The organism is Rothia sp. HMSC065D02, assembly GCF_001815285.1.
Taxonomy (GTDB): domain Bacteria; phylum Actinomycetota; class Actinomycetes; order Actinomycetales; family Micrococcaceae; genus Rothia; species Rothia dentocariosa.
Genome location: NZ_KV820075.1, coordinates 1 through 1778 on the forward strand (window position 1 = coordinate 1; position 1778 = coordinate 1778).

Genomic DNA, 1778 nt, shown 5'->3' on the forward strand with positions numbered 1-1778 from the left:
TTGACTTCCTCTACCCCGTGAACGGGGTAAATTCCTACCAGTCACTACAACCAAACTAGGCTGTGGTGACTTTCGGTGGGTGAACAGCATCAACAACAACAGCATTTGCTAACAAACGTCTTACATCATCTCCGCAGTATTCGTTTAAACTCTCGGCAAGCCCTGCCGCGAGTAGGATATTAACCGCCGCATTCAAATCCCTATCCACATGGGACTGGCACCCAGTACAGGCCCATTCACGGATATTCAACAGCTTTCTACCATTAGGTGTACCGCAAATCGAGCAGATCTGGGTAGTAGGTGCGAACCTATCCACGCGGATAAGGGTTCTACCGTGTTCGGCAGCCTTCTCTTCAATCAACCGGTTGAGGTGTCCCCAACTAGCGTCCAACACACTCTTACCCAACCGGGTTCTAGCTAGACCCGTGATTGAGAGGGTTTCCAGGGTGATAACTTGGTTTTCGTTAACAATCTGGTTCGCTACATGGTGTAGGTAATGGGTTCGCACGTTTCGGACTTTCGTGTGGGCTTTAGCTACCCTGAGTCGTTGTTTGACATAACGGTTACTACCCTTTTTCTTTTTCGAGAGTTGTTTCTGTAATCGAGCTAGTTTCTTCTCGGCTTGTTTCAGAGGTCTAGTGTTAGCAAAGACGGTGCTTCCCCCGTTACTGTTCACCGCGATAGCTAGGTCTTTCAAGCCCATATCCACGCCTACCGCGTAGGCGGTAGGCTTCGGGGCTGGGGCGGGGGTGCTTTCGACAACGAAAGACACATAATACCTACCATCCGCTTCTTGGATCAGGGTTACAGAGGTTGGGGGTGAGGGTAGGTTACGTGAGAGGTTGAAGCGGACTTCACCAATCTTAGGCAGTTTCACAAAACCTACCCCGTGAGTGGTTTGTCTAACCTTGAATGCTTGGGATGTAAACCTAGCAGCTTGCCGGGATGAGCGTTTCCTAAACCGTGGGGCACCAATCCTAACCCCTTTACGCTTACCTGTCACGGAGGTGAAAAAGTTAGTGTACGCCTTATCCAGATCCCGTAAGGACTGCTGTAAGGGTACAGCGGAAACGTCTTTCAGCCACGCTTTTTCAGGGGTCTGTTTCAGGTGAGTGAGTCGGGCAGAAAGCTCTTTACTAGAGGGCTTCTTCCCTGTGTCTTTATACTGTTCCTCTGAGTAGGCTAGAGCGTCGTTATAGACCACGCGTACACACCCAAACAGGGCAGCAATCGGCTGTTTTTGCCCTTTCTTGGGGTAGGCGCGGTAACGATAACGCTTGAGACTCATAACACCTATTATATACTTGGTGTCATGGATAATACCACTGATATAAGACGTGGTAGACATGCGATTTGGGATTTACATGTTCACTTGGTGTTCGTCACTAAATACCGGCGCAATGTCTTCACTAACACCATGCTCACCACCTGCGAAAGAACCATGCGAGAAGTCTGTGAAAGTTTCGGGGCAACCCTAGATGAGTTCAACGGGGAAACAGATCACGTTCACTTGCTAGTACGCTACCCAGCCACCGTGACTGTTTCTAAACTCGTGAACTCCCTCAAGGGGGTTTCCTCTCGTGTACTTCGGCGTGATTTTGAAGCTGAGATTACCCCGTTTTTATGGGGTGGCCATTTGTGGTCACGCTCGTATTATGCGGGGTCTGCTGGGGGTGCCCCATTGAGTGTTATTGCTGAGTATGTGAAGTCCCAGGCTCGCCCTGGTAGCTGATTCATCTCCACCCTAAAGGGTGGAGTCTTCTCAGAAAACTAGATAA

2 protein-coding genes are annotated in these 1778 nt (G+C 49.7%); one reads left to right on the top strand and one right to left on the bottom strand.

Annotation, left to right across the window (positions count from 1 at the left end; genetic code table 11):
- Positions 1-55 precede the first annotated feature (55 nt).
- Positions 56-1288 (bottom strand): RNA-guided endonuclease InsQ/TnpB family protein, encoded by a 1233-nt coding sequence (locus HMPREF3016_RS02470; RefSeq protein ID WP_070739909.1) that lies wholly within the window; start codon positions 1286-1288, stop codon positions 56-58.
- A gap of 24 nt (positions 1289-1312) precedes the next feature.
- Here HMPREF3016_RS02470 and tnpA point away from each other — a divergent pair, with 24 nt between their 5' ends.
- Positions 1313-1732: an IS200/IS605 family transposase gene (gene tnpA, locus HMPREF3016_RS10670; RefSeq protein WP_080972578.1), complete on the top strand. Its 420-nt coding sequence runs from the start codon at positions 1313-1315 to the stop codon at positions 1730-1732.
- The last annotated feature ends 46 nt before the right edge of the window (positions 1733-1778 follow it).

Bases quoted from the DNA above. Each gene is read 5' to 3' on its own strand.
- HMPREF3016_RS02470 (WP_070739909.1), bottom strand. From the start codon at position 1,288: ATGAGTCTCAAGCGTTATCGTTACCGCGCCTACCCCAAGAAAGGGCAA.
- tnpA (WP_080972578.1), top strand. From the start codon at position 1,313: ATGGATAATACCACTGATATAAGACGTGGTAGACATGCGATTTGGGAT.